The following is a 22,231-nucleotide window of genomic DNA, read 5'->3' as shown; positions in this document are numbered from 1 at the left end:
GAGGGTGACGAAATATATTGCTGCGGGTTATGCCGTTGATTCGGTTCTTCCCGATATGACACATGAAGACCTGTCGAAGTTAACACATCTCAACGTAGCCTTCGGACATGTCAAGAATGATGCAATCACCACCGAGCATTTAAAAAACGGCCATGTGATCCAGCACATCAAGCGGGAGCATCCGAATCTTACAGTGCTGCTGTCTGTTGGTGGGTGGAGCGCTGGCGGTTTTTCCGAAGCCGCCTCAACTCAGGCGGGGAGGGACAGCATGGCTGCATCGGCGGTAAGGGTGCTGGAGGAATTTCCTTTTGACGGGATCGATCTGGACTGGGAATATCCTTGTTACGGTGAAGCTGGTATCGCATCCAGCCCAGATGATAAACGGAATTTCACTTTACTTCTCAAGACGATGCGGGAGGCACTGAGTACCAAGGGAGAAGCGGATGGCCGTCATTATCTGCTCACCATTGCGGCAGGGGCTGATCAATACTACGTTGATGGTACAGAGATGGCTGAGGTGCAGCAGTACCTGGACTACGTGCAGTTGATGACCTATGATATGCGCGGCGGTTTTCAGGTTCTGACCGGACACCATACGAATCTGTACACGCCAACAGGAGATCTGTTTCGGATTAGCACGGATGCTTCCGTGAACCTGTTTGTTCACGCAGGCGTTCCGAAGGAGAAAATTGTGATCGGAGCCGCGTTCTATTCCCGGATCTGGACTGAGGTTCCTGACCGAAACCACGGGCTCCATCAAATGGCCGGTAGTACAGGCGGATATGGACCATCATTTGCCGAGCTGGAAGCGAAGTACATTAACAAGAATGGATACATCCGTTATTGGGATGAAGAAGCCTGTGCACCGTTTTTGTTTAATGGGTCCAGCCTCATATCTTATGATGATGAAGAATCGATCCAATGCAAATGTGATTACGTAAAGGATCAAGGTCTGGCCGGGATCATGTTCTGGGAGTACGGTTGTGATCCAACTCACCGTTTGCTGGGTGCAGTGCATCAAGGGCTGAAGGATCTTCCGGCTGGGAAAATCGGATAAGGCCGCCGGCCGCGACGAATCAGATTATGTCTACGGACTAAAAACATACGAAGGGGCCGTCCTATACGTCATGCTCATGACGTATAGGACGGCCCCTTGTTTGCGATATTTTGGTCTAATGAATCTGGCACATGTTAGACGATATCATCATTTATCCAATACATTCCTCGTCATCATCATCAGGAGAATCGGCGGAGCCATTGGGACGGTGCATTTTACGGTATTGCCCTGGGGTATAACCCGTCTCTTTTTTGAATTTGCGGATGAAGTTTGGTGTATCCAGGTAACCGACACGCGTGATGATATCTTTTAACGGATCGGTAGTATGCAGCAGTAGTCGAATGACCTCATCCATCCGTTTCTGCCAGATATATTGGGTAAAGTTCATGCCGATCTTTTCTTTGAAAGAACGACTGAAATAGGATGAAGAGATCGTGAATTTCGATGAAATCGTACCTAAACTGAGATCATAATCAGAGAAATTGGCATCGATATAAGCCACGATTTCATCCATAAGAGAGCTTTCTTCCGTCTCGCTCTTCGCCTCGACATGGGCGCAGATTTCGGCGGCAAGGCCTGTCAGTTTTTTCTCCAAATCCTCCAACGAGTCGTAGGAAGTGATCCTTGGAAGTTGATCAACCACATGATGGATTCCAAGCTCCGAAGCGGTTTTGAGCATTGTATTCAGAATATCAAAGCAGATGCAACGCAGCAGCGGTACAGATGGCATTTCGGATTTCAGGGTATTCAACGCAGTTGATACCATCTGAACTGCCACATCATAGCTGCCTTGTTTTAAGCTCTGAACCAGCTTCAACAATACATCCTTAGGGACCCAGAAGGAAGAATCCTGTACACCGGAACCGGAAAGGTTGTTAAAGTATGTACTGCTGCCCTGTCCATGCAGCATCGATGCTTCCAGAGCGGTCGAGGCCTCGATGTAGGACTGATTCAGCTGTTTCGGATAAGTGTACCGATTGCCTATCCCGATTGCGGGCGCGACCCTGGTGTGTTCTGTCACCATCCATTGCAGTTTTTCAACGATAGGCTCCATACGGGTATTCAGGCTACCTTCATGCCCGATTTCGGCATCGAATCCCACGATAAGGGCCAATTGGTCTGCCTGTGGCAGCTCTACGCCGTAAGCATATGCAGACAACTCCGGCAGCTCCACATCGTTCATCAGCTGCATGACAGTAGGTTGCTCGGGGTTATCACCGATAGGAAAAGCATGCATTTCCCAGCCCATGATCATGACAAAATAATGGGATCGGTTAAAGCGTATACCAAGCTTATCCGTAAACTCAGAGGGGAAATCTCCGGTGTGACCGTGCTTCAGCAACATGAGCAAAATGTGATTGCGAGCATAGGGCTCCTGAAGATCTACGCGCTGACTATAATCATGCAGTGTTTTCTTAATCCATTCCAGCTCGTTGGTGGTGGAGGATGGATCAGGATCATTTTTCAACCGAATGAACTCCATTAAGTCTGAAATCGGATGGTACTGTCTTCGGGCCAACATAATGGCGAGGAACGTGCCCATCACCACCATGAAGGAGAAAACGAGAACAACAAAGGTGCGAATATGAACGATTCGGCTAAAAAATTGGTTGCTGGGCATAGCAGTCACATAAGTCCAACCCGCATCCGATTTAACGGATACAACCGAATGTGGTTCTTGATTTAAGGAGATGCTGTGCGTCCCGGGTTCAAGGGCAAACAGAGCGTTGACTTCCTGTTCAGATATGATTTCTCCCTTGTAATTGGCTGCCAGTACTTGCCCGAAATTATCGAAAATATAAGTCATCCCGTGATAGTCGCTAAGGATGGAATCAATTAAGCCCGTCAGATTGGACTCGTGAATCAAGTACATGACAGTTCCATGGGCAGGAGTATTGTTAGGTGCAATCGGTACAAGGTATGCCAGCATGGAATTGGGTATTCTGGTTCCTTGGACGACCTGCTCCGCTGGACGTATTGTGGGGGACTGTACGTTATTCAAATCCCGGATCATGTCTGTTTTGTTCCACGTAGTAAATTTGTAGCGGCCAGTGAATACATCCAGGTTCTCAGAACCTTGAGAAGAATAGATGTTATCATCTCCACGGAAGAACAGGAATAACTCATCGATAATGGAACTGGTAGCTTTGTATTTGACCAATGCGCCGATGGATTCCCGGCTATAGTACGGATGGTGGGTCCAATACCGCGTTAACTGCTCATCGTAAGCGATGCGAAAAGCAATGTCTTGGAGTTCCTTCATGCGATCATCAATGACAGTTTTGGCTTGAGTGAGCTGGTTGACATTGGTCTGTTCAATCTCTGAACGGAGCGTGTCCACAGCGTTGTGATAAATAATGATGGTTAAAATAACAAGAGGGATAAGGAAAATGGAGATATAGGATAGGGTGTACTTAAGCAGAAGCTTGGACTTGAAGTGATTCCATTTCATATCTGCAACCTCCCGTTTATCTTAGTGCTGCAGCGATAGCGCTCTCATATGGGCAGTGAAGCTATTGCCAAGATGGGAGCTGCTGGGGTGTTCCTTCTAAAAATACTAGGAGAACTTCTCTAATAAAGCAATGGTTCTTTTATAAATTCCAGTGCAATCCGTAAGAAAGATATAGCTATAGTAAAATCCCCTCAAAGTTCACTCATTTCCTTATGCTACCACACAAGGCTTTTCAAAGAGTAACTACTTTAAGGGGATAATTCTAGCTGATCATATATTATATTTTCTATTACTGAATATGGGAGTTACAACGATTATTCGTCCAGAGGTTCATAGTCAAACCAATCGTAACTTGCAGGCGTACACTCCCCCGATGGAGCATAAGCGTACATGGCGATCATCACACCTGTGAAACCACTTGCCACTTCGGTAGATAACAGATGTGTTTCTCCTGAACCCACTTCGATGGCATCGGATGAACCTTGCTGGTAGAGGAACGTGAAGTGATTACGGTCAGCCTTGATTTGTAATACAACCGGCCCCTTGTCACAGTTAAGCGCCTGTTCGGTTCGCAGAGAGCCGACGGTTCGCCGCAATACGATTTTCTTCTGCCCATCGACCTGTGTTACAGCCAAATCGTAATGATATTTATCATTCATAAATACCGTTAATCCCGCTTCTCCGCCGCTCGCACTTGGTTCATAATGCAGCTCGGTTGCCATTTTGCATAAAAAATGGCTCAATCGACGCCCGACAAAGGCTGGATTTTGTCCATCATCGAGTGAAACCGAATGACCACGAAGGATGAGCTGCCCGGGATTTTCAGTGAGCGTCCAACTACCCGGAGCCGGATTACGTAAGAAGATCCAGTTCAAACCTAATGATGGTTCGTCAAAATCATCCCGAATAGCCTGGGGCGACCAAGGGTGCTCAGTCAACAAAGGCCCAGTCATCTCCTGCTCAATATGTCCGTTCACACCGATCATTGGCCAACCGGTATCCGTCCAAGTGACAGGTGCCAGGAACGTTTCACGTCCCAGATGGTGTCGCATGGGGTAACCTGCTGGACGAATGCCAAGAGATACGGCCCACCAGCTTCCATCCTGGATCTGGACAAGGTCTGCATGACCGGTTGCATGGATGCTGGATTTCATGCTCCGATTGGACAGAATCGGATTATGTGGACACGGATCAAATGGTCCGTATGGCTCTGTGCTACGAGCAATGGTCTCCATATGACCATACTCGGTTCCACCTTCGGCGATCATCAGATAGTAGAGGCCGTTTATTTTATACATGTGTGGAGCTTCAGGGGCTGCTCCTCCGGTTCCGGTCCAAATCAATCGGCTATCGGTTAGTTTGGCTCCGGTCGTGATGTCTATCTCGCACTGATAGATGCCCTCGCCTTCATCGCCGTTACAGGCCGTTTGAAAATACACATGTCCATCTTCATCAAAGAGAAAAGAGGGATCAATGCCGCCCTGATCAACAAAAATCGGAGCAGACCATGGTCCCTCAGGCTGGGCACTACGCACATAAAAATTTCCGCCGCCGCTGACATTGGTTGTTGTCATGTAGAACCAGCCATCATGGTACCGGAGTGTTGGGGCAAAAATGCCGCCTGAGCTGCCTGCATTCGCTAAAGGGAGTTGCTCAGTTGTTGTGAGGACATGGCCGATCTGTTGCCAGTTCACAAGGTCTTTGCTGTGGAAGATAGGCACACCGGGGAAATATTCAAAGGTACTGGTTACCAGATAATAGTCTTCGTTTACACGGCAGATACTTGGATCTGGATAAAACCCCGGAATCACCGGATTGGTATATTTCATCATGTTATGCTCCTAATCATTTCGAAAGTTTAATATGGATCTGAACGTGAACGTATGAGATGTATCCTTGCTACAAGGGGAATTATATCGTCTTTAATCATTTCCAACCTTGATTTTTCGGTCTTGGAATAGCATGATATAGACATTCAACCCAACTTTGTTCGCGGAGGGGAATGCTTTTGAGTAATGCATATTTGAGATGGTTTACCTCGGACCATCAACAATTTCCGTTTTTTATTCAGTACGGTGGACATGTTGAGGACATGGAACTTCATAATCATGTGGACTTTACGGAACTTGTCATTGTTCTGAGTGGTCATGCAACCCATGTGGTGAACACCGAGGAATTTTTCATTAAAAAAGGGAATGCATTTGTGATTAATGGCGACACCCATCACGCGTATAAAGACCCTCATGATTTTAGGATCTGTAACATTATGTTCAGTCCCGAGATGCTTGCTTCGGCTGGGCCCGATCTGAGAAAATCTAACGGCTTCCAGGCGCTGTTTGTTTTGGAACCGTTTTATCGAAATATTCACTCCTTTCCGAGTAAATTGGCGTTATCTATTTCCAGTCTGGAGTATGTAGAATCACTGATATCGTTCATGATTGAGGAGTATCAGAGTAAACAGCAAGGGTATCAGACGATGTTGATCTCACGTCTTACGGAGATGGTTGTTTATTTGTCGAGGCAATATGATACGCAGGAGAAAGGGATCGAAGGTAATAATCTGATGCATCTGGCAAATGCCATTTCATTTATCGAAGATCATTATCTGGAGCCACTGTCGCTAGAGGATATTGCGGGGAAGTCGAATATCTCAATAAGGCATCTGAATCGGATTTTCCGATCCTATTATCAGATGACCCCGATCTCTTATCTGCAAAAGTTGCGTCTGGAGAAGGCGTGTCATTTGTTGAAAAACGGGAATCTGTCCATCACGGAAATTTCGTATGAATGTGGATTTAACGACAGTAATTATTTCACCCGCCAGTTTAAGAAAGCCTTTGGCAAGTCTCCCAAAACATACAGGCAGACTCATTAATATCTGACCGAATAAAAAAAGCAAAACAGGGCCTCCTCATAGGTAGGTCCTGTCTGCTGTCTCAGGGAAAAGGGAAAATTCAATAGTCCAAAAGCCGTCCGTTGTCATGCCACTGACCGTACATTTTATTTTCCTTTGTGTTGGTTATAAATTTATCCAATCTGCTCTGGAATAATGCTGGCTGATTCTTCACACTTTGGATCGTATCGATCCGAACGTTTTGATACAGGACAGGGAAGGCCATGAAATTTGCATAAACCTGATGGTCTTCTTTCAGCCTTTGTTCGATCACACCATCAATAATGAAAGCATTTGGCTCCATAACAGGAAGAACCTGTCTACCCTCGTCATGCATGAAGCCCAACTTTTCAAGTCGACGGACACGTTCCTTGTTCAATTCAGTCCATGAGCTGCGTTTACTTCTAGGAGATAATCTCTGTGCTAATTGAGTCTCGGATATTTTCTTTTTGACTCCATCGATCCAGCCATAGCACAGCGACTCCTCAACCATGTCCAAATACAGCAGGGTATTCGGCACGGGTTTTATGCTTATCATTACCCAGCAAGATTGCTCAACTTTTCCATGCGTCCGCAACCAATTTCTCAATTCATCCCTCGACGTCACGGGGATACAATGTACATTTTCCATCCGATTATCAACTATACTTGAGCCTGTTCCTGATACCAGAAGAGTGAATAGTCATTCATGATGGAGGCGTGCCCCAATTGACGCAGCATGGTAGAAACATTGCCTCGATGATAGGTTCCGTGGTTAACCACATGGATGACGATGTCCGATAAGCTGGTTTCCCGAACTCCTGCAAATGGATTATCGAGTAGAATGGTTTGCTCCAGATCAGCTTGGCCTCGTAACCACTCACTGTATTGTGCCGACAGGTCGGTAAAACATTGGATGTACTCATTCACAGAACCGTGAATTTCACTATTGAGTGGTATACATGCTTGCAGTGCCTCGGGCATACCGGTGCCAGTTAACACCAGATACCACATCTTATCCACTGTATAGATATGGCTGAGTGCGTGAGCAATGGTTGGATATGAACTGTTCACTTCCTGACTCAGGACAGAAGAGGGCAGTTCCTTGATTCTGCCCAGGATCGTTTGGTTGGCCCATGCGTGGTAGTTATACATTTGTTCCGGATGATTCATTGATGATCGTCTCCTTTAATTTGGCGATAGATTGGGTTAACTTACTGAGATGATTATAAAAAAAGAAGTATGACAACAGCGTGTCATACTTCTTCATAGAGCTTAAGTGCGTTTCGAAGTTGTTCTTTCAGAATGTCTCGTAATTCAATCGGTTCAAGCACCTCAGCGCCACTACCCAAACTAAGCAGAAACGACCATAACCACTTGGCTTGTAACGGTTGAGGAACCTGGATCCGCATTGTCATACTTCCATCCTCGTGAAATTGCTTATCTGCCTGTTGAAAATGATCCATGGCTTCCGCGAGCGCTTCCGGGTTCACCCGAAATATCACATCACTTACCTGATCTTGCCATGACGGATCTGACACAACCGTCTCTTGGGGAAGCTCAAGGTGGGGTTGGAAGTGTTCCGATGTCAGTTGCACGTTCATCATCCGGGACAGTCGGAACTCGCGATAATCCTGCCGTGTCTGGCAAAATCCATAAACGTACCAATTACGATATTTAAAATGTAGTTTTACCGGTTCCAGATGGCGTGGGGTATGTTCATTTTTCGTATTGATGTAGTCAAAACGGACAACCTGATGATCCGTAATCCCTTTACGCAGATGAGGAAGGGCATCAGGTTCTGTTCGGCGTGTCTCCAGATCCACCGATAGACTTGAGGTTTGATGCTCCGGTCCAATCGTTTGCAGACGTTCAATCGTGCCTTGTGCACGTGCATCTTCGAACACTGTGGATAGACTGCTCAGGACAGTTATCAGGGAATCCACATCATAAGAACCGAGCAAGCTTTTATCCATCTTGTATCCGTCCATCATGCCGTAGCCGCCTTTGAGTCCCTGATGGGAGACAACCGGGAAGCCGGCGGCACAGATCACATCAATATCCCGATAGATCGTTCTTGGGGACACCTGAAACTCTTCCGCCAAGGTGGAAGCAGACAATACTTCGTGGTTCAGCAGTTTGTATATGATTGAGATTAATCGCTCCAATTTCAAAAGGTATCCCCGCCCGTTATTCCATTTTGTCATTACAGGCCATTAGTATATCACATGAAAAAAGAGTGCTGGATAGCACCCTTTCTCAGACACATGATTGTTGTTGTGTTGAACAGTTACGTTAGCAGATCGATCGGACTTCATATTGAGTGAATAGCCAGAGCCGGCTCTACTCTTCTTGCACGTTATAGAGAACCCGAGCGAGCAGATTCTGTCCATAGTTTCCAAAGTTTTTACCAAAGATCGTTAAGCCCCGTTTGTTCAAAGGTTCGTCCGTAACCGCAATGCGGAAGTGAATATCGCTTTTGTAATCCAGCCCAATCTGGTCCAACGTCACGTCCGAGATGCGGCATCCGTCGATATAGCTACCTTCCTGTGTAATCCGGATCAGCTTCAGCATGCCGTACTGATTCAAGTGCGGAGGCCACCATTCCGGGTTAAAGGTACCGCGTGTATTGCCAAAATCCCCCGGACTTGTCCAGCAGCCAATCTCAATCCCATTGACATAGAAGTAAATATCCGAAGGGTAATTGTCACAAAAGCCAGGGGCCTCCGATCCCAGTTCCATCGACAACTGAATTTCGCTAAAGGACTGATTAGGTTTGAGATAGTTGGGAATCCGATACTCGAGATAACCTTCAGCCAACCAGATCATCTCTGCATCAATTCGCAGTGGATCAGCAAAGTAACGCGGATCATCGAACTCTCCAACAATGCTGTCCCGGGTAGCGAGACCACATGTAGGTGCGGCCTGATAATCGCTGTAATGACCGACCTGAATTTCCACCTCATAACGATTGTTAATCTCTTGTGAACGCAGATCAACCATCAATTTTTCCTCATTGAGATAACATATCTTCTGAATTCCATGTTTGCCAACGGCGGTGTTGATCTCGATCAATCCGCTCTCTTCAAGCTTCTTGATATGCATCGTGATGGCGCCATTGCTCAGTCCCAGCTTGGTTGCAAGATCATTGAGATTAAGACTTTGGTTCTTGGCCAGCAGCTCGATGATCTGAATCCGGATTTCCGAACTGAGCGCTTTGAAGATATTCACACCCGACATCAGATCTTTAATATAAATCATAGGTGGATTTCCTTTCCCCGTTCTGAACAAAGTCTTCGACACAGACATTTGCACATTTATATGTTTTATTTCAGATAATTATAAATCATTCCCTCATGGAAGGGAAGGGTGGAGAAATAGAAGCCAAAACCCTTGTGTATAGCGCAAATACGAAAATATAATCTATATTTTGTTCACTATTCCGGTTAAAATAAGTGTTAATCAGTTCACATATATTTGAAATATACCATTGAAATGTAATGTAACCGCTTTTATAATCCTATTATACCTAAATTGATTCATTACTTCATGAACCTAATTAACCATTTGAACAGGAAAGGTGGAGTTTGGTTTGGAAAAGTTAAGCAATGTGAAGAGGTTTAAGTGGAAACGGTTGGCGTTACCGGCATTACTTGTGATGGTATTACTGCTGGCAGGTCAGTCAAAAGCTTTGGCAGCATTCTGGAATCTGACCGGAGATACCGCTGTTCATGATCCGTCGATTATCAAAGAGGGCAGTTCATGGTACACCTTTTCAACCGGCCCGGGCATTCAAGTATTGAAATCCGATAATGGATCGTCCTGGTATCGTGTTCCACAAATCTTCTTAAGTAAGCCATCCTGGTGGGCTTCTGCCGTTCCGGGACAAAGCGGATTGGATGTATGGGCACCGGATGTAGAGCAGTATAACGGAAAAGTATGGCTCTATTATTCGATCTCCACCTTTGGCTCCAATCGGTCTGCGATTGGTCTTGCTTCTGCGAACAGCATTGGAGCAGGGCAATGGAAGGACGAAGGATTGGTGCTTCAGACCACGACCGCCAATAATTATAATGCCATTGATCCGAATCTGGTCATTGATGCTTCAGGTAATCCATGGCTGGCCTTTGGTTCTTTCTGGAGCGGTCTGAAGATTGTCAAGCTGGACAAAAATACGATGAAACCAACGGGAAGTATAACTTCCATTGCTGCGCGCCCGAATAACGGAGGTGCTATTGAAGGACCAAGTATTGTATATCGTGGCGGTTATTATTACCTGTTTGCTTCCATTGATTCTTGCTGCCAAGGGGTGAACAGTACCTACAAAATGGTCTATGGACGTTCGACCAGTATAACTGGCCCTTATGTGGACAAAAACGGAGTTAATATGCTGAATGGCGGCGGAACGATATTGGATACAGGCAATGTGAAATGGAAAGGTCCAGGTGGTCAGGACGTTTACAACGGTAATGTCATCGCAAGACATGCCTATGATGCAGAGGATAATGGCAATCCAAAATTGCTGATTAATGACTTGCTTTGGGACTCGAATGGCTGGCCGAAATACTAATTTGTTTTATATAAATATAAAATGTTTTATAAAAGTGTTGACTAAAGTGATCTGGATTTGATAAATTTAACAACAGAAATCTTATTTCATCCAATTGAATACGGTTACAAGTCCAGATCAGGAGGGGTTCAGATGGTAAAGAAAAAGAGTTGGGTCACATTTATGCTTCTTATGCTGGTAAGTGCGCTGGTACTTGCAGGTTGCGGAGGAAGCAGCGGTGCAAGTGGGGACAAGGAATTAACATTTATGTTCCGCGGTGGTACAGACGAGCAGAAAGCATACCAGGCGGTAGTCAAGAAATTCGAAGAAGATCATCCGGGTGTGAAAGTCAAAATTATCGTAACGGCTGCGGATCAATATGCAACCAAGCTCAGAGCGGCAATTACAGGCAACAGCTTGCCTGACGTATTTTATATCAATCCGGGCGACGTGAAAGCGTATGTGAACAGCAATGTGCTGATGAACCTCACTTCGTATATTGAAAACAATCCGGATGTTGAGCTTGATAATATCTGGAAATACGGCGTGGACCTGTATCGTTATGACGGCAAAATGGCAGGACAGGGTGATATCTATGGTATGCCGAAGGATCTGGGGCCATTTGCACTGGGCTACAACAAAACGTTGTTTGAAAAAGAGGGCATCCCTCTCCCTGACAAGGATAAACCATACACATGGGAAGAGTTCATCAAGGTGAACCAGCAAGCGACCAAGGATACCAATGGAGATGGTAAACCGGATGTATACGGTACTGGATTCAACGTACAGTGGGCCCTGCAATCCTTTGTATGGAGCAACGGTGGGGATTGGTTGGATGAGACCAAAACAAAGGTAACGATTGATGATCCAAAATTCGCGGAAGCCCTGCAATTCTTCGCGGATATGCAGAACGTATACAAAATTACACCTTCCATTGAGGAAGCGCAAACATTGGATACGTATCAACGCTGGATGAAAGGTGAAATGGCTTTCTTCCCTGTAGGACCATGGGATATGAGTACATTTGAGAAATTACCTTTCGATTATGATTTGCTGCCATTCCCTGCGGGATCTACTGGTAAATCGGCAACGTGGATCGGATCTCTGGGAATCGGAGTATCCGCGAAAACGAAACATCCAGAAGAAGCAGCAGCATTGGTGAACTACCTTACGGCTTCGAAGGAAGGCATGCAGCAACTGGTAGATGCCAAGGTACAAATTCCGAACTTGCTTGATATGGCAGACGAGTGGGCCAAAGATACATCCACGAAACCAGCCAACAAACAGGAATTCATTGATATTGTTGAAGATTACGGCCGGGCTCTGCCAGGTAACTACACGTACAATGCGGAATGGTATGACCTGTTCTTCACGGACATCCAGCCGGTATTGGATGGCAAGATTACAGCCGCAGACTATGTGAAGCAGCAACAACCGAAAATGCAAAAACTGCTCGACAAAGCGGTTGAACAAGAAAAGAAATCTCAGAAATAGTAGATAGGAAAGGGTGATGCCGGCAGCCTGCAATCATGCTGCTGGCATCATTCGTATTGGAACTTATTGGATTCCATACGGGCATGTGGCATTCGTTGATCGACAAGGTTCAATCGAAGAATGCCACATGCTGATACTAGAAACAGGGGTGAACGTCGTGATTACGAAATCGAGTTTGTATCGCAAAGAGATGCTGTACGGATATCTGTTTATTTTACCTCCGATTCTTGGATTGCTGATCTTTGTCATGTTCCCGTTCCTCTACTCCCTTTATGGTTCCTTTACGGATTGGGACGGACTGGGACAGATGAACTTTATCGGTTTGGCCAACTTCAAGGATTTGCTTACGGATGACCTCTTCTACAAAGCGATGTTTAATACATTCTTCCTGATGCTTGGTATTCCGATTGGATTGTTGCTCGCATTGTTGCTGGCAATGGGTCTGAATCGTAAAATTCCCGGCACCACGACATTCCGTGTGATCTATTACATTCCAGTTATTTCTTCCCTCGCTGCGGTGTCCATCATGTGGAACTGGGCGTATAACGGAGATTACGGTCTGGTGAACCAGTTCCTTGATCTGTTTGGGATTAAAGGGCCTAACTGGCTCGCGAACAAAGACACGGTCAAACCGGCTCTGATTATTATGACGGTGTGGAAGGGTCTTGGATACACAATGTTATTGTACTTGGCGGCACTGCAAAGTGTATCACGTACATACTACGAAGCGGCTGAGCTGGATGGAGCGAACGGGTTCCAAATATTCCGCAATATCACCTGGCCTATGGTGAAGCCGGTTACCTTTTTCCTCATTGTTACAAATATCATTGGCGGTTCCCAAATCTTCACCGAGATGAACATTATGACACCTACGGGTGGTCCTGAATATTCTTCGGCATCGATCGTTTTCTACATCTGGCAGAAAGCCTTCAGTAACTTGCAGATGGGTTATGCCTCAGCGATGGCCATGATTCTTGGTATTTTCATTTTTGTCATTACCCTGGTGCAATTCAAAATGAACGAAAAATCAGCCTATGATGGGGATTGATTGTCAAGGAAAGGAGTGAACCGGAGATGTCTTACAGTCAAAAGAGGAAATTAACAAACTCGATCATCTTTATCGTACTCGCGATTGGGGCGATTGCGATGATTGCACCACTGATCTGGATGTTGTCCACGTCATTGAAGGAGAAGCAGGATGTGTTCGCGCTTCCGCCTGTATGGATACCTGAAGTGTTCCAATTTGGAAAGTATAAAGAAATCTGGGAAGCAGGACCGCTGCTCAGCGGGATCAAAAACAGCCTCATCGTTGCGGTGAGTGTAACGGTGGTGGGTACGTTTACGTCCAGTATCGCAGCCTTTGCTTTTGCCAAATTAAGATTCCCGCACAAAAACAAACTGTTTCTCGCGTTGCTGGCATCCATGATGATTCCTTATCCAACAGTCATGATCCCGCAATTCATCATGTTTGCCAAGCTGGGCTGGGTGGATACGCTGTTACCACTGATTGTTCCTGGCCTGTTCGGTAACGTAATCATGATCTTTTTCCTGCGCCAATACCTGCTTAGTGTACCTGATGCAATTATTGAGGCGGCCAAAATCGATGGAAGTTCCTACTTCCGGCTGTACTCCAGTATTACGTTTCCGCTCATCAAACCGGCGATTGCTGCACAGCTGATTCTCTGGTTCATGGGCATCTGGAACGATTATCTGGCACCGATTATCTATCTGAATTCACCGGAGAAGCAGACGTTACAGCTGGTTATAGCGAACTTCAATGCTACGTATGCGATTCAAACCGATTACCCGCTTATTATGGCGGCGTCGATTGTAGCTCTGTTACCGGTATTAATCATCTTCCTGATCTTCCAGAAACAGATTATTGAATCAGTTGCCATTTCGGGAGTGAAGGGATGAACCAGCGGAAGAAATTCCGACGGTGGTCGAATTCAGGAAAAGGAGTGGTTGCTTCCATGTTGTTATTGTTAGTTGTTGGAGCTACGGGTTGTTCCGGAGAAGGAGCAGGAGAAACGGTGTCCCGTCCGCTCTTCCCTGAAGCTCCTCAAGATACTCAGTTGTATGACACTTCCATTTTGGACGATGAATCACGCTGGACGGTGAACAATGCGCATGATCCGGCCATTATCAAAACAGACCAGGGATACTACGTCTATTCTACAGACGTTCGTGTAGCAGGAGAAGCGAAACCCGGCGTCATGGTACGCAAATCGGATGATCTGATCCACTGGAACTGGGTAGGTCAGGCTCTGCCGGGCATTCCGCAAGAAGCGCTGGACTGGACAGGTGCGGTCAATCTGTGGGCACCGGATGTGATTCAGGCTGGTGATACCTATCGGATGTATTATTCGGCTTCTTCTTTTGGCAGTACCCAGTCGGCTATTGGTCTTCAGACATCCTCATCCCCAGAAGGTCCATGGACAGATGAAGGACTGGTTGTGAAAACCTCTGCGAATGAACAGGACAAATTAAATGCCATTGATGCCAATCCGATTGTGGATGCCGAGGGCAATTCGTGGATGGTATATGGTTCATTCTTTGACGGCATCTATATTGCGCCACTTGACCCCGACACCGGGAAATTCAAGGACGAGGGTTATGGTACTCGCATTGCAGCTCGGGATCGTGCAACTGAAGAGGGCGCCGTGGAAGGTCCATACATTGTGTATAACCCGGAGTTCGAAAAGTATTATCTGTTTGTCTCCTATGATTCCTTGTTCGAAGATTATAACGTGCGGGTTGCGCGTGCTGATTCAATCACAGGACCGTACACGGACATAAACGGCAATAACATGCTGGATACGGAGCATCTGCCGCAATATGAGATCGGCACCAAAATTCTCGGCGGTTACCGCTTCACAGAAGGTGAGGGCTGGGTTGCGCCCGGACATAACTCCGTTCTGAAGGACGGAGACGATTATTACATCGTGCATCATGCACGGGGTGAGACGGATAAAAACTGGCCCTATCTGCATGTACGCAAAATGTTATGGACCAAGGACGGCTGGCCTGTCGTTTCACCGGAGCGTTACGCAGGTGAGACTGCACAGGATATTCCGAAATCCATGATTGCCGGGGAGTGGGAAGGTATGGCGCTTGATCCGTCCGTGGACGGGCAGATTCAAGCCGTGCCTTATACCCTAACAAGCAAGGGTAAAATTAAAAGCGAAAAAGGTTCAGGAACCTGGACATTTGATGACAAACAAACACTGACACTGAAGTGGAAAGAAAGCCCATGGGGCGGAGCTTCCACGGAAGAGCTGAAGCTGCTCCCGTCTTGGGACTGGGAGCGAAGCCAGCCCGCGCTGGTGGTAACAGGCCTCAATGACCACGGCGTGGCGGTCTGGGGCAAGCAGATCAGCGCAGCTGAGGAGTAAGGGGGCGAGCAGCGAGTGCGGTAAGAGCGAGCTGCTGCGCCAAGGTGCACAAGCAGTGAGGGGGAGGAAGGAGCCGCAGGAGCGAGTTTGGCATCCGATTTCAACCGCAGAGAGCGGTGGGGAAAAGAAATCGGAGGACAAGAGAGCACCAAGGCCCTACCACCTCCGAACGTCCGCTGTGCATGGCGACAAAGCTGGCATGTTAAGGCGCGCTAACACAGATAGACACTCAAGATTCATCTGTGCTGGCCTATGTCTGAGGCCAATCATGCACTAAATATAGGGAGAGTCGACCAAGCAAGGCGGTCGACCCCCTAAGACCGAGCCACAAAAAGGCTCGAAGTGAGGTTGTAACCCAGCGAGCGCGGTGAGAGCGAGCTGCCGCTCCAAGGGTGCACAAGCAGTGAGGGGGAGGAAGGAGCCGCAGGAACGAGTTTGGCATCCGATTTCAACCGCCAGGAGCGGTGGGAAAAAGAAATCGGAGGACAAGAGAGCGCCAAGGCCCTACCACCCCCGAACGTCCGCTGTGCATGACAAAGCTAGCCAATAGCTCTGCGGCCAGTCCCAGCATTACATGGGGAGAGTCGACCAAGCACAGAGGTCAACCCCATAAGACCGAGCCAACAAAAAAGGCTCGAAGTGAGGTTGTAACCCAGCGAGCGCGGTAAGAGCGAGCTGCCGCTCCGAGGGTGCACAAGCAGTGAGGGGGAGGAAGGAGCCGCAGGAGCGAGTTTGGCATCCGATTTCAACCGCCAGGAGCGGTGAAAAAAGAAATCGGAGGACAAGAGAGCACCAAGGCCCTACCACCCCGGAACGTCCGCTGTGCACCACCCAAAAAGGTTTTCGCTTTTTTCGCAATTGGGTTACATTCCCCAACTTCGAGCCAAACAACATTTGAAAGGGGAGCATTCCCATGACTGATTCTATTACCTTTACTAATCCCATTCTGGAGCAGCGAGCTGATCCATGGGTGTACCGTCATACAGACGGTTACTATTATTTCTCCGCTTCCGTACCAGCCTTTGACCGGATCGAAATCCGGCGAGCAGAGACGTTGGAAGAGTTAAGAGATGCTGAGCCGGTAACGGCTTGGACCAAGCGTGACACAGGGCCGATGAGTGCCAACATCTGGGCACCGGAGATTCATTTTATCGATGGAAAATGGTACATACATTACGCTGCGGCTCACACCAGTGAGACCAACGAAGGTCTGTTCGATCACCGTATGTATGTCCTGGAGAACGATTCCGCGAATCCACTCGAAGGAGAGTGGGTAGAAAAGGGACAGATACACACACGGTGGGAATCATTCGCGCTGGATGCAACAACCTTTGAACATAAGGGGATTCGCTATCTGGTCTGGGCGCAGAAAGATCCTGATATTGTGGGCAACTCCAATCTGTACATTGCCGAAATGGAAAACCCATGGACGCTACGCGGCGAACAGGTTATGATCTCTACGCCTGAGTACGATTGGGAAATCATCGGCTTTAAGGTGAATGAAGGCCCAGCCGTGATGCATCGGAATGGGCGGTTGTTTATCGGCTACTCGGCAAGCGCGACCGATTACAATTATTGCATGGGTCTGCTCACCGCAGATGAAAATGCCGATTTGCTTGATCCGGCCAGCTGGGTGAAATCACCCGAGCCGGTATTCCAGACTTGTGAAGCGAACGGCCAATACGGCCCGGGTCATAATAGCTTTACGGTGTCGCCGGATGGCAAGACCGATATTCTGATTTATCATGCGCGTAATTACAAAGACATCGAGGGTGATCCCTTGTATGATCCGAACCGTCACGCCCGTGCTCAAGTGATTCATTGGCGTAAAGATGGCACACCTGATTTCGGTGTTCCTGTTCCAGATGGCAGCGCAGTAGCTGAAGCAAAATAAGAGGTAATGAAACCTTAAATACGAGAGTCCTTAGTTAGCGAGTGATGCTGATTAAGGGCTCTTCTGTATGTGAACGATAAGATAGAGCGGCCTGAACATATGAGTCCTGGACACAAAACAAAGCAACCACAACGATGTTTTCTGCGTATGAGAAAGATACAGATTACGATGCAGAACTTATTAGGAGGATCACATATGGATTCACGCGAGACGTTGGACAAGGAACTTGAACAGATTTTGAAGTGGGAAAAACAACAGAAAGACTTGTTTATTTGGGACAAAATCGGGCGTTTGCCCTTTGCGATGTTGGATAAAGTGATGCCTAAAGCGCTGAAACAGAAGATCGGAGATTCCCTGAACGACGTGGGTCAGTATGTGCAGAATGGGGGCAAGTTCCTCGTACAGAAGAAAAAAGTAGCCAAGCTGTTGCAAGAGGAAGCCGGGAGGTCCGGTTATTCCATGATGGACACGACCTATCGTCTGGAGCAGGATGCTGAAGCGGAGGGGACAGCGAAGATTCATAGTGTAGAGAATCTGCCACTTCAGGTGCTGGACCAGGTGGCTGATAACATCACCGAGAGTCGAACCAAGTTTGCCGCGGCTCAGGGAGCAGCTACAGGTTTTGGTGGCATTGTAACCATTGCAGCAGATATTCCGATGGTGATGGGGCTTTCCTTGAAGGTACTGCAAGAGATGGCTCTATGTTACGGTTATGATCCGGATGAACCGTTGGAGCGTATTTTTATTGTCAAATGTCTGCAATTCTCTTCGGCCGATATTGTAGGCAAGAAAGCGATCATTGAAGAACTGGCCGCTTATGATGATCCCGACAAGCCGATTGAAGTAGTATCGCAGATGCAGGGGTGGCGGGAAGTGTTTAACTCCTATAGTGAATCTTTTGGCTGGAAGAAGCTGTTCCAACTTGTGCCGATTGCAGGGATGGTGTTTGGTTCGGTGAGCAACAAAAATACAATTCGAGATGTAGCCGAAGCAGGTAAAATGTTGTACAAAAAACGGCTGATCCTTCAGCGTTTGAAGTAATCTTACAGAAGAAGTAATACTATATAAATTGAACTAAACATTTACACAAAACGGAGAGGACAGGAAGGACCTGAAGAAGCGGAGCGTTCGCCTTTATCCCCGGATTTCCCCTTTATAAAAGGAATCAAAAAAATCTGGGGGTAACAGCGATCGGAAGGTTGTTCTGTCATCGGAGTGTGCAGTGTAAATATTCTTTAGTTCAATTTATATAGAGTAGAATATTTATATTGAAAGAGTTGAATTTGATATGTTAAACAAACAGGGGTTCTATGATCTTTTAGATCGCAATAATATCGTTTACGAAAGTATTGAACATCCCGCAGTATACACGATGGAGGAAATATTCTCTTATCAGATTCCACATACAGAACGTATCGTTAAAAATCTGTTTCTGCGTGATGACAAGAAGCGCAACTATTATCTGGTGACGATTGCTGGAACGAAGTCCGTTGATTTGAGAAGTTTAAGCGAAAAGATACCTAGCCGCAAATTAAGTTTTGCTAGTGAAAAGGATTTGTTGGAGTTACTCGGATTGGAAAAGGGCCATGTAAATCCAATGGGAGTGCTCAATAATATACAGAAAAACGTGACCGTAGTTTTTGACAAGGATCTAGTTGGTCAGAAAATTGGAATTCATCCCATGGAAAATACGGCGACGGTATTTCTTGAATTTGAAGATGTGAAGGAACTGATTACAGCTCATGGCAGCAACGTTGTCATGTGTGACGTTGAATAATACGTTTGATGCTAAATACGAGAAAAACATATATAACAAAAAAAGGTTCCTGCCGTTCTGTATATACAGAGATGGCAGGAACCTTTTTCTTGCGATTCAAACATTTTATTTAGACTGCAGATGTAGGTTACTCTTCACTACCATTTTCTTTCGCCCAGATATTCAGTAATTTATCGGATGGAAGCAGGAATGTGAAAATCCCGAGCAGTGGCAGGAAGCTGCACATCTGCATTACCGGTGATACGCCGAAGACGTCAATCCAGTTGCCCAGCACGAGTGCGCCCAGGCCTCCCATACCAAATGCCAGACCAGTAATTAGACCGGAAACCGTTCCGATTTTGCCTGGAATCAGCATTTGTGCGTATACAACCGTAACCGAGAAGCTGGATAACATGATAAAACCAATAATGGTTAGCAGTACACCTGTCCAGAACAGATTCGCATAGGGCAGTAACAGAGCCAGTGGAGCAGCTCCAGCCATGGACAGGAAGATCAGGTTACGTTTGCCGAATCGGTCCGCCAAGGGGCCTCCGAAGAACGTACCAAGTGCTCCAGCAGCCAGGAACAAGAAGATATAGATCTGCGCGTCTTCTGTGGACAATCCAAAAGTATCTTTCAGATTAAACGCATAGAAGCTGCCGATGGAAGCGATATACCAGGAACGAACAAAGACAAGTAAGATTAATATCGTAATGGCGGCAGTAATCTTTTTGCGCAAAGCAGGATTGGGTGCACGACGTGCAGCAGCCTGTCTACGCAGATATCCTCCCGATTGCAGCATACGTCCATACCAGCGGGCTATGTAGATTTGAACTGCAATCCCCATGGCGGCAATACCTGTAAATCCAATGGCACCGAACAGTCCAAACGGGATAAAGATCCAGCGTGTAAGCAATGGGGCAAGGGATTGCCCGGCGTTACCACCAACTTGGAAGATGGACTGTGCCAGTCCACGGCGTTGACCAGCAGCCATATGGGATACCCGTGAACCTTCCGGATGGAAAGCAGCGGAACCCAGACCGACAAAGATAACGGAAATCAGGACAGCCATATAACTGTCAGCGAAAGCCAACAGCAACATGCCGGTAAATGTAAAACCCATGCCAATGGGCAGGATGGATGGTGTCGGTTTTTTATCAGCAAACCAGCCTACGACAGGCTGCATGATGGATGCGGTAAAGTTAATAGCAAATGAGATCCATCCGATCTGAGTATACGTGAGATGCATGGAATCTTTCAGAATCGGAAAAATGGCTGGAATAACCGACTGGATCGAATCATTGAAAAGATGAACCAAACTGATGGCAATGAGTATCCGGTAAACGGTGCTTTGGGCATCCGATCCGGGTGGGGCTTTCGAACGCGCTGTGGCGTCCTTGGTTAAAGTGGATTGAGTAGACATGTACAATTCTCCTTTGGTCGCGGTCACGAGGGATCAGCGCCTGATGTTGTAATATATGCGTGTAAGCATATTGTTACATAATAGGATAGATTGATTGGACCGACAAGGGGAACAAGGGAAAACGTTGATGAATTCAACCCTATTTCTGAGGTGTTTATTAATAGCATTACATTTACAAAATAAACGTATTACTTTAGCATCTACTGTAAGAAGACCCATATTTATGTGTAAGAAGGATAGAGGAGGGATGGATATGAAATCCTTATCACCTTATGAATCCGCCAAACGTGAGTTGGTGATGACTATTTTGTATATGGCTGTAATAACGTTTCAGGCTGTCTATGTTGCACCAAAATCTCTAGCTGCTGCCATCGTCATATTTATCATTTTTCAATCAATTGGTGTGCTGATGTTGAGACATTACGACAAAAAAGTCAAAGCACTAAAGGAAGATCAATCTACTTGAATGCACTGCGATCCCATTGTATCGAGAGACTGAGGTTCTAAAGGTTTATACTAAAAAGCCGAACTCTGTTATATAAGTTGAACTAAAGATTATTTACACTGGCACTACGATGACAGAACAACCTTCCAATCGCTGTTATCCCTAGATTTTTTCCATTCCCTTTCCTAAAGGGAAAAATCCGGGGATAAAGGCGAACGCTTCGCTTTTTCAGGTTTTTTCTGTCCTCTCCGTTATCGTGTAAATGATTAATTCAGCTTATATAGCTTAAGAAGTTCGGCTTTTGGCATTCTATGACTCTATTGTATACAGAATGGATGAACCTAAAGATTTAACGATTATCAATCGTCTCCGGATACATATCATGATTCATCATGCGGTGGTCAGCCATCTGCTCGTATTTCGTTCCCGGCTTACCGTAGTTCGTATACGGGTCAATGGAAATGCCGCCACGCGGTGTGAATTTGCCCCATATTTCGATGTAGCGGGGGTCCATCAGCTTGATCAGGTCGTTCATGATGATATTCACACAATCTTCGTGGAAATCACCATGGTTACGGAAGCTGAACAGGTACAGCTTGAGCGATTTGCTCTCCACCATTTTGATATCAGGAATGTAACTGATATAGATCGTTGCAAAGTCCGGCTGACCCGTAATCGGGCACAGGCTGGTGAACTCCGGGCAGTTGAATTTTACAAAATAATCGCGGTACGGATGTTTGTTATCAAAGTTCTCCAGGATGTCCGGATCGTATTCAAACGTATATTTTACGTTCTGGTTGCCCAGCAACGTCACATCTTGCATCTCATCAGGTTGTCTCATCGGTTATTAAACGCTCCTTGTTTCCGTCAAAGCCGAAGCCTCGCGGTATATAT

The 22,231-nt window shown here is 46.5% G+C and carries 19 protein-coding genes; 11 read left to right on the top strand and 8 right to left on the bottom strand.

The window, feature by feature from the left end; all coding sequences use genetic code 11:
• Window positions 1-4: 4 nt before the first annotated feature.
• Complete coding sequence (locus AC6CIF_RS10920) at window positions 5-1,057, top strand: glycoside hydrolase family 18 protein (RefSeq protein WP_498199599.1); 1,053 nt, start codon at window positions 5-7, stop codon at window positions 1,055-1,057.
• 151 nt (window positions 1,058-1,208) lie between these two features.
• Here AC6CIF_RS10920 and AC6CIF_RS10915 read toward each other — a convergent pair whose 3' ends face one another.
• Both AC6CIF_RS10915 and AC6CIF_RS10910 read right to left on the bottom strand, forming a co-directional pair.
• On the bottom strand, window positions 1,209-3,509 hold the full coding sequence (locus AC6CIF_RS10915; RefSeq protein WP_498199597.1) for a helix-turn-helix domain-containing protein: 2,301 nt from the start codon (window positions 3,507-3,509) through the stop codon (window positions 1,209-1,211).
• Window positions 3,510-3,823: 314 nt separating this feature from the next.
• A complete protein-coding gene (locus tag AC6CIF_RS10910; protein ID WP_498199699.1) occupies window positions 3,824-5,338 on the bottom strand; it encodes a glycoside hydrolase family 43 protein in 1,515 nt (504 codons plus the stop codon).
• Window positions 5,339-5,517: 179 nt separating this feature from the next.
• On the opposite strand from AC6CIF_RS10910, the gene AC6CIF_RS10905 reads away from it, so the two are divergent.
• Window positions 5,518-6,384: a helix-turn-helix domain-containing protein gene (locus tag AC6CIF_RS10905; protein ID WP_339189318.1), complete on the top strand. Its 867-nt coding sequence runs from the start codon at window positions 5,518-5,520 to the stop codon at window positions 6,382-6,384.
• 79 nt (window positions 6,385-6,463) lie between these two features.
• Here the strand turns inward: AC6CIF_RS10905 and AC6CIF_RS10900 are convergent, their stop codons facing one another.
• The 4 genes from AC6CIF_RS10900 to AC6CIF_RS10885 form a co-directional block, all read right to left on the bottom strand.
• Entirely contained in the window at window positions 6,464-7,033 is a 570-nt protein-coding gene (locus AC6CIF_RS10900; RefSeq protein WP_498199595.1) for a YdeI/OmpD-associated family protein, read from the bottom strand.
• 11 nt (window positions 7,034-7,044) lie between these two features.
• The gene (locus AC6CIF_RS10895; RefSeq protein WP_498199594.1) at window positions 7,045-7,554 is read right to left on the bottom strand and encodes a DinB family protein; all 510 of its coding nucleotides are present in this window, start codon (window positions 7,552-7,554) and stop codon (window positions 7,045-7,047) included.
• A gap of 83 nt (window positions 7,555-7,637) precedes the next feature.
• Window positions 7,638-8,555, bottom strand: coding sequence for a helix-turn-helix transcriptional regulator (locus AC6CIF_RS10890; protein ID WP_498199592.1), 918 nt, complete (start codon window positions 8,553-8,555; stop codon window positions 7,638-7,640).
• A 169-nt stretch (window positions 8,556-8,724) separates the two neighbouring features.
• On the bottom strand, window positions 8,725-9,642 hold the full coding sequence (locus tag AC6CIF_RS10885) for an ArsR/SmtB family transcription factor (protein ID WP_036668788.1): 918 nt from the start codon (window positions 9,640-9,642) through the stop codon (window positions 8,725-8,727).
• A 397-nt stretch (window positions 9,643-10,039) separates the two neighbouring features.
• Between AC6CIF_RS10885 and abnA the strand changes: the two genes are divergently transcribed.
• From abnA to AC6CIF_RS10845, 8 genes are all read left to right on the top strand, one after another.
• A complete protein-coding gene (gene abnA, locus AC6CIF_RS10880) occupies window positions 10,040-10,951 on the top strand; it encodes an arabinan endo-1,5-alpha-L-arabinosidase AbnA (protein WP_053061664.1) in 912 nt (303 codons plus the stop codon).
• 132 nt (window positions 10,952-11,083) lie between these two features.
• Window positions 11,084-12,424, top strand: coding sequence for an ABC transporter substrate-binding protein (locus AC6CIF_RS10875; protein ID WP_498199590.1), 1,341 nt, complete (start codon window positions 11,084-11,086; stop codon window positions 12,422-12,424).
• Between the two features lie 157 nt (window positions 12,425-12,581).
• Window positions 12,582-13,472 (top strand): carbohydrate ABC transporter permease, encoded by an 891-nt coding sequence (locus AC6CIF_RS10870; RefSeq protein ID WP_036611613.1) that lies wholly within the window; start codon window positions 12,582-12,584, stop codon window positions 13,470-13,472.
• Between the two features lie 26 nt (window positions 13,473-13,498).
• A complete protein-coding gene (locus tag AC6CIF_RS10865; RefSeq protein ID WP_036611483.1) occupies window positions 13,499-14,341 on the top strand; it encodes a carbohydrate ABC transporter permease in 843 nt (280 codons plus the stop codon).
• Window positions 14,342-14,397: 56 nt separating this feature from the next.
• Window positions 14,398-15,819 carry an arabinan endo-1,5-alpha-L-arabinosidase gene (locus tag AC6CIF_RS10860; RefSeq protein ID WP_498199698.1) on the top strand — a complete coding sequence of 474 codons (1,422 nt, stop codon included), beginning with the start codon at window positions 14,398-14,400 and terminating at the stop codon, window positions 15,817-15,819.
• Window positions 15,820-16,732: 913 nt separating this feature from the next.
• A complete protein-coding gene (locus AC6CIF_RS10855) occupies window positions 16,733-17,713 on the top strand; it encodes a glycoside hydrolase family 43 protein (protein ID WP_498199587.1) in 981 nt (326 codons plus the stop codon).
• A gap of 195 nt (window positions 17,714-17,908) precedes the next feature.
• Complete coding sequence (locus AC6CIF_RS10850) at window positions 17,909-18,754, top strand: EcsC family protein (protein ID WP_498199586.1); 846 nt, start codon at window positions 17,909-17,911, stop codon at window positions 18,752-18,754.
• A gap of 247 nt (window positions 18,755-19,001) precedes the next feature.
• Entirely contained in the window at window positions 19,002-19,490 is a 489-nt protein-coding gene (locus AC6CIF_RS10845; RefSeq protein ID WP_498199584.1) for a YbaK/EbsC family protein, read from the top strand.
• Between the two features lie 127 nt (window positions 19,491-19,617).
• On the opposite strand, the gene AC6CIF_RS10840 is transcribed toward AC6CIF_RS10845, so the two are convergent.
• Entirely contained in the window at window positions 19,618-20,892 is a 1,275-nt protein-coding gene (locus AC6CIF_RS10840) for an MFS transporter (protein WP_347388278.1), read from the bottom strand.
• A 253-nt stretch (window positions 20,893-21,145) separates the two neighbouring features.
• Between AC6CIF_RS10840 and AC6CIF_RS10835 the strand changes: the two genes are divergently transcribed.
• Window positions 21,146-21,358, top strand: coding sequence for a hypothetical protein (locus AC6CIF_RS10835; RefSeq protein ID WP_498199582.1), 213 nt, complete (start codon window positions 21,146-21,148; stop codon window positions 21,356-21,358).
• 328 nt (window positions 21,359-21,686) lie between these two features.
• Here the strand turns inward: AC6CIF_RS10835 and queF are convergent, their stop codons facing one another.
• Window positions 21,687-22,178, bottom strand: a complete 492-nt coding sequence (gene queF / locus AC6CIF_RS10830) for a preQ(1) synthase (protein WP_498199580.1) — start codon at window positions 22,176-22,178, stop codon at window positions 21,687-21,689.
• Between the last annotated feature and the right edge of the window lie 53 nt (window positions 22,179-22,231).

Source organism: Paenibacillus sp. GQ49 (genome assembly GCF_059759055.1).
Note: the sequence above shows the minus strand (reverse complement) of the source record. Positions and strands in the feature narration are given on the sequence as shown.

What these genes read in the sequence shown, in the direction of transcription:
- AC6CIF_RS10910 (WP_498199699.1), bottom strand. Translation starts at nt 5,338, where the DNA reads ATGAAATATACCAATCCGGTGATTCCGGGGTTTTATCCAGATCCAAGT.
- AC6CIF_RS10915 (WP_498199597.1), bottom strand. Translation starts at nt 3,509, where the DNA reads ATGAAATGGAATCACTTCAAGTCCAAGCTTCTGCTTAAGTACACCCTA.
- AC6CIF_RS10860 (WP_498199698.1), top strand. Translation starts at nt 14,398, where the DNA reads ATGTTGTTATTGTTAGTTGTTGGAGCTACGGGTTGTTCCGGAGAAGGA.
- AC6CIF_RS10835 (WP_498199582.1), top strand. Translation starts at nt 21,146, where the DNA reads ATGAAATCCTTATCACCTTATGAATCCGCCAAACGTGAGTTGGTGATG.
- AC6CIF_RS10895 (WP_498199594.1), bottom strand. Translation starts at nt 7,554, where the DNA reads ATGAATCATCCGGAACAAATGTATAACTACCACGCATGGGCCAACCAA.
- AC6CIF_RS10845 (WP_498199584.1), top strand. Translation starts at nt 19,002, where the DNA reads ATGTTAAACAAACAGGGGTTCTATGATCTTTTAGATCGCAATAATATC.
- AC6CIF_RS10900 (WP_498199595.1), bottom strand. Translation starts at nt 7,033, where the DNA reads ATGGAAAATGTACATTGTATCCCCGTGACGTCGAGGGATGAATTGAGA.
- AC6CIF_RS10885 (WP_036668788.1), bottom strand. Translation starts at nt 9,642, where the DNA reads ATGATTTATATTAAAGATCTGATGTCGGGTGTGAATATCTTCAAAGCG.
- AC6CIF_RS10840 (WP_347388278.1), bottom strand. Translation starts at nt 20,892, where the DNA reads ATGTCTACTCAATCCACTTTAACCAAGGACGCCACAGCGCGTTCGAAA.
- abnA (WP_053061664.1), top strand. Translation starts at nt 10,040, where the DNA reads ATGGTATTACTGCTGGCAGGTCAGTCAAAAGCTTTGGCAGCATTCTGG.
- queF (WP_498199580.1), bottom strand. Translation starts at nt 22,178, where the DNA reads ATGAGACAACCTGATGAGATGCAAGATGTGACGTTGCTGGGCAACCAG.
- AC6CIF_RS10855 (WP_498199587.1), top strand. Translation starts at nt 16,733, where the DNA reads ATGACTGATTCTATTACCTTTACTAATCCCATTCTGGAGCAGCGAGCT.
- AC6CIF_RS10875 (WP_498199590.1), top strand. Translation starts at nt 11,084, where the DNA reads ATGGTAAAGAAAAAGAGTTGGGTCACATTTATGCTTCTTATGCTGGTA.
- AC6CIF_RS10850 (WP_498199586.1), top strand. Translation starts at nt 17,909, where the DNA reads ATGGATTCACGCGAGACGTTGGACAAGGAACTTGAACAGATTTTGAAG.
- AC6CIF_RS10865 (WP_036611483.1), top strand. Translation starts at nt 13,499, where the DNA reads ATGTCTTACAGTCAAAAGAGGAAATTAACAAACTCGATCATCTTTATC.